This is a genomic window from Sulfurospirillum sp. HTRB-L1, from assembly GCF_059415125.1.
The window spans coordinates 557,386-563,613 of the sequence record NZ_JCAHZR010000001.1; the positions used below are offsets into that span (position 1 = coordinate 557,386).

3 protein-coding genes are annotated in these 6,228 nt (G+C 45.6%); 2 read left to right on the forward strand and 1 reads right to left on the reverse strand.

Annotation, left to right across the window (positions count from 1 at the left end):
* Nucleotides 1-28: 28 nt before the first annotated feature.
* Nucleotides 29-2,695 carry an ABC transporter substrate-binding protein gene (locus AC5SLM_RS02675; RefSeq protein WP_495249381.1) on the reverse strand — a complete coding sequence of 889 codons (2,667 nt, stop codon included), beginning with the start codon at nt 2,693-2,695 and terminating at the stop codon, nt 29-31.
* Nucleotides 2,696-2,828: 133 nt separating this feature from the next.
* On the opposite strand from AC5SLM_RS02675, the gene AC5SLM_RS02680 reads away from it, so the two are divergent.
* On the forward strand, nt 2,829-4,808 hold the full coding sequence (locus tag AC5SLM_RS02680) for a glycoside hydrolase family 17 protein (RefSeq protein ID WP_495249382.1): 1,980 nt from the start codon (nt 2,829-2,831) through the stop codon (nt 4,806-4,808).
* Nucleotides 4,809-5,150: 342 nt separating this feature from the next.
* Nucleotides 5,151-6,228 (forward strand): tyrosine-type recombinase/integrase (locus tag AC5SLM_RS02685; protein WP_495249383.1); only part of this gene is annotated, 1,078 nt, incomplete at its 3' end.

Consider the following 6,228-nt stretch of genomic DNA (forward strand, 5'->3'; position numbering starts at 1 on the left):
CACCAAGCTACAAACAGACCTTAACTCCTCACACATTGCTTTTCACGCAGTTGCGCCCTGCTTCTTTGGCTGCGTAGAGCAAGTCATCCGCCTCTTTGTAGAGTGCATCAAGGCTTGCGATCTCGCTAGCAGCCTTTACCACAAGCCCAAAAGAGGCCGTGATACAAGGGCTTACACTGTTGTGCTCGTGCGTAATGCCAAGCTCTTCGATGTCCACGCGCACGCCCTCTAAAAACGCCCTAGATTGTTGCGCGTCCAAGCCTCGGTAAAAAATGCCAAACTCTTCGCCGCCTAGCCTAAACAAAATATCGCCAGAACGGTTCAGGCTTTTCCCTACCCTTTGGGCAATCTCGCGCAACGCCCTGTCGCCCTCCTGGTGCCCGTACGTGTCGTTGTAAAGCTTAAAATAATCCACATCAAACACCGCAAAAGAAACCATCGCTTCGTCGCGTTTTGCACTGTTGAGCATCTTTGGAACACTCTCGTTAAAATGCCGTCGGTTAAACACCCCCGTGAGTTCGTCTTTTACAGACATCTCTTCAAGCAGTTTTTCACTGGTGATGCTTTGGCGAATAGCGGTGTAGCCTATCTTCTTGCCCTTATGGTCGAAGATAGAAGAAATCGCCGCGCGCACCCAGTAGTAGGTGCCTTTTTTTGCCTTGTTGCGTATCTCTCCTGACCAGTATCCTTCTTCAACCAACGCCTTCCACATCTGCTCGTAAAATTCTCTTGGCGTATCAGGGTCTTTGATGATGTTGTGTTTTTTCCCAATCAACTCTTCTTTGCTGTAGCCTGAAATCTCGCAAAACTTGGTCGAAACCTCCGTAATCACGCCATCCAAGTCTGTGCTGGAAATGATGATGTGTTTATCCACCAAATCGATGTAGCGCGTGAGCTTTTGCTCGATGATTTCCCGTCTGTCAATCTCGCCATTAAGCTTTTGGTTGGATTTGGCGACAAAGAAAACGATGACCCCAAAAACACTTGAAAGCCCCGCCATCCACCACAACACCAAAACATAATCACTCCGTTGCTCATAGCTCACCGACACCCAGCGGTTCAATATTTCCTGATGCACTTGGGGCGATGTCATGACGATGGCTTTGTCAAAGATGTCCTTTAGCATGGGCTCATCACTGCGCACCCCAACGCTTAAAGATAAAAATTCATCCAGTTTTGTAGCAATCTTTAGCTGTCCAAAATACCGCTGCTGAATCTGATACCCCGCCACAGGAAGCGTGTTGACAAACCCGAACAACTCACCCCGACGCACAAGCTCAAAACCCTTCTCAAGGCTCTCCACTTCTACAAATGTGATTTTTGGGTAGTTGGTTTTTAAGATTTCGTTAATCGCATGGCCCGCAATGATGCCAACTTTTTTGTCTGACAATTGATGCAATGCCTCCACAAAGAGTTGGTTAATGCTTGTCACAAGCACGAGCGGGACAGTTAAATACGGTTGCGTAAAATTTAAAAAACTGCGGCGCGCAGGCGTGTCCGAAATAAAAGGAATGATGTCACATTTTTGCTCCCGCACAAAGGCTAAAGACTCACTCCAACTAGAGGTTTCTATCAGTTGTGTGGGCACATCTGTATGTTTTTCAAACAGCGCCATATAATCCGCGCTCATCCCCACATGCGTCCCGTGTTCATTTTTTTCAAAGGGCATCCAATCGGGCTGAATGCACAAACGAATCATCTTCTTTTTTGCCAGATACGCACGCTCCTCGGGAGTAAACATCGGTTTGCTTGGCTGCGCGTTTTCGCTATAAGCAGCAAACACATACTCATCCACGGGCACGTTATTGTCGATGAGTCCGTGTTGCGCGTAGGTTTGTAGGGTGTATTCTAGCCTTCCTTTATCAAGCGTCCCAAGGGGTGTAATCTTGTGCGCAATCATCTGCTCAATGGCCTCTGCTTCAAAGCGCAAGTGTTCGATGGACTTATGGGGAGCGTATTTTTGATGAACAAGACGGATGATTTCTTCTTTGTTTTCAAGGGCATACTGCCACCCTTTTAACGAAGCACGCCGAAAACGCTCCACGCGCTCAGGGTGTTCCTTTGCCTCAGTTTCATTAGTAAAGAGCATGTCGCCATACATCGCAAACCCGTAGTTGGAAGGGTTTAGGATGTTCACTTCCATCCCCTCTTCCAAAAAATAAAATGGCTCATTGGTCGCGTACGCGCTAAGCGCATCCACCGCGCCTTCTTTTAAAAGTGTCACGCTATCTTGCGACTTTTCCCGAATGAGTTGCGGTTTAACATCCAAATGCTTTAGCATTGCCAAGACGCCAAACCCATCTGTATCTCTTGGGTAAAAAATGAGCTTTTTGTTTTCAAGCTTATAGGGCGAGTCGATGCCACTGCTTTTGAGTGTCAGAACGACACTAGGGGAGTGTTGAAAAATGGGAGAGACGATAACCACAGGCTCGCCCTTTGCACGGTAAAGCAACAAGATAGAATCCGACACGCCGTATTGGGCTTCGCCTCCAAGCACTTGGTCGATGTTGTTCACAAAAGGGTTGCGCGCCCGAATCGTTACATGTAAGCCTTCTTCTTCATAAAACCCTTTTTCAAGAGCAGCATAATACCCCGCAAACTGGAATTGATGAAACCATTTGAGCTGAAGCGAAACGGCTTCTTGAGCACTTATGCTTGAAAATACGATGAAAAAAATACTGATAATACGCACCATAGTTATCCATTAAACTGTTTGGGCTATTGTATACTTTTTAAAATGAAAATTGCGATAAAAACTAGCACAAATCGCGCGAATCCCCAAGCACACTTTTTGTACAATCCCTCATTATCTTTTGGAGCCATTGCCCATGCACCCCACCGTAAAAGTTATCTTGTTTTACTTAGCCATGTTTTTAGCCTTAGGCATTTTTTGGTTTTGGATGGCTTTGCCCTCGGGCAAACTCACCACACTCGCGCCAAATGTCAAGCTACAATGCCTCTCCTACGCGCCCTTTGGCAAAAACGAATCCCCTTTTGACTTTGACAAAGGGCTAACACTCTCCAAAGACCGCATGGATAAGGACTTAGAACTTCTCTCCCGTTACACCGACTGCATCCGTACCTATTCAAGTCTTGGGCTCGAAGAGCTCCCCGCACTCGCGCGTCAACACGGGCTTGGGATGTGGCTTGGAGTGTGGGTAAGTAGCGACCCTATTGCCACGCAAAAAGAGATAGACAAGGCCATCCTTTTAGCCAAAGAAAACGCCGATGTTGTCGAGGTAGTAGTCGTCGGCAACGAAGTGCTTTTGCGGCGGGAAATGAGCGCAACCCAATTGGTCGCGCGCATCGAAGGGGTCAAAAAAGCATTGCCAAACACGCGCGTCACCTACGCCGATGTGTGGGAATTTTGGAACCAACACCCCAGCGTCATCCCCGCAGTAGACAGGGTTACTATCCACATCTTGCCCTACTGGGAAGACGAACCTATCGCGGTGGACAAAGCACTCTTACATGTAAAGGATGTTTACGAAGAGATGGCGCGCAAAATTCCCGACAAGCAGATTGTCATCGGCGAAACAGGATGGCCAAGCCAAGGGCGTAGGCGCGAAAGTGCGTCGCCTAGCCCCACCGCTCAAGCTGCTTTTGTGCGCGGATTTGTACAGATGGCCGAGCAGGAAGGGTGGAAATACAACATCATCGAAGCCTTTGACCAACCTTGGAAACGCGCCAACGAGGGTACTGTTGGCGGATACTGGGGACTTTTTGATGCCAATCGCCTAGACAAGCACACCCTGCACGGGCAAGTTTCCAACTTCCCCGCCGCCCTTTGGCTCTTTTTGGGAAGTTTTGGATTGGCACTAGGAGGAGGCGCGTTGCTGTTTTCCAAAAGCGCTCCCACGCCCCAACACTGGTCTTACCTTTTTGCAGTACTTTTTAGTGGCGCGCTCACTCTGGCGTGGCAAACCCACGCGTATGTGCTTACATGTAGAAGCCCTGCTGAATACGGTTGGGCGTTGCTTTCTCTTGGCGTTGCCTTGATGCTGTGGGTAAAACTAACACGCTTTATGCTCACAGGCACAACAAGCAAACGCGGCTCCTTGCGCAGTGCTCTTGACATTTTGATGCGCCAAACGCCTTGGAATGCGGGCGCAAAGGAGGATGTGACGCACTTGCTTGCCGTTAGTTTAGTGCTCATAAGCGCCATCGGCCTGGCCTTTGATGGGCGGTATCGCAATTTTGAACTAGGTGCTCTGGGCATCATTGGTGTTGTGTATTTGGCATTTTTTATGTCAACAAAAGGCGAGCATGAAAATGGCATGTTAGAAAAAGCGAGTGCCTTGATGCTCTTTTTCTTGGGGTTAAAAGTGCTTTTTACAGAAACCCTTAGCAACACTAGTGCCCTTCTTTGGGTGGGGTTTGTGTTGATGCTTGGCCTTGCTTTATGGCGCTCAAAAGAGCGTTTGCAAGGGCTCACCAAGCCAGTGAGCCTCTTGCTTGCAAGCGGGTTTGCCTTTTGGCTTCTTAAGGAAAATATCTACGTGAAAGAGTCTCTCGTCGAAGCGTGCGCCCTCGCTCCCCAAACCCTCACATGCCTCGTTCGCCTCTGGCTTGGCAAGATAGTGCACTTTAACATCGCAGGTTGGATAGGGCTCTTTCTCGCCGTCCTTGCACTTGCGCTCAACCGCGCTGTTCTAGGCATGATAGCCATGGCCTTAGCCCTTTTTTGCCTCCTACTGTTCAACGGAACCTTCGGCGCCCTCATCTTTGTATTGGGCTGGTGGGTTGTGGGATACCACGCTAGCAAAGCGCCAAAGTCGCGCAAGAAAAAAAGCGGGCTTCTCTTTTAAAGGATTCTAGTAATTGCATTTTAACAAGCGCAGGGGAAAGTGTGGGAAGGTATTTTACTATGAGAAGGTATTTTTGTGGAAAAAGTGTCTGAAACGTCGATTTGAAGGGGTTTTAAAGATGGTGGCGAGGGGGGGACTCGAACCCCCGACCTCCGGCTTATGAGATTTAAAACCGGGGCTTTTATTATCTTTGATATTTCTTTACTAAAAGCTACAAAATGCCTATTTTAAGGGACTTTAGCAAAGAGTTTTATTTAAAAACTTTGAGTCTATTATATCTTTTTCTACCAAATACTGATAAAATAGTGCGGTAAATAGTGCGGTAAAGGATGGCTACAGTAAATGAGAAATGATTTAATCAAAACAAAATTCCCAGGCGTATACTACATAATAGATTCGACCTCAAAAGTTAAAACTTACTTTGCGAGAATAAAAATCATTGGTCTTGTAAACACTGATCAAATTGTGGGCTATTCAAACGATGAAATCAGAACCAACCCTTCTATTGCCTACCAAAAACGTAACGAACTTATTGCTTCGCTCAAGTCAGGCAAACCTCTTAATAAAAAAATAACCCTGCAGGCACTGTTTGATGAATATATTAAACATGCTACACTAACACAGAGAAAATCAACCCTAGATACGAAAGTTTACTATTTTAAAAAACATTTTTTAAAACTTTCAAAAAAAAATATTACCGACATTAAAACGAGTGATTTACAAAATCTTATCAGCAGTTTGTTACAAAAAGGATATGCTCCGCAAACTGCAAAACACCAACGAAACCTAATTAAAGCAATCTTGAATTATGCTATTAAAAAAAGGTATATCGAGATTAACCCAGCCCAAAATATTGAAATTCCAAAATTCAACAACGAACGAAAATTTTTCATTGAGGACGAAAAAGCCAAGATGTTATACGAAGAGATTTTAGATATTCCTAATAATTCATATCGACTAATGTTTTTGTTTCTTCTGCGCGGAAGACGGAAGGGTGAAATATTGAGTCTCGAATGGCAAGACATTGATTTTTACCAAAAAAGCTATACGATAAGAGACGAAAATAATAAAATATCAGAGTCTCAAAAATACCTTTTAGATGATGAACTGTTGGAGCATTTCACTTTTTTGGGAGGAGGTCAAAAAGGCCTTGTTTTCCCCTCCCCCATTACTGGAAAAAAAATGACCGATTTTCCCCGTTCGGTTTGGAGAGAAATGAAAAACAAGCTTGGGCTCAAAATGCGACTACATGACTTTAGGCACTTACTCGGCTTTACGCTTGTGAACAACAATATTCCACTTGAAATTATCTCCAAAACACTCGGGCACAAAAGCATAAAAACCACACAACGGTACAGCAACATGAAAGAAGAAATGGCAAAACTTGGGAGTGATACTTTCTTGAATTTATTAAAAAATA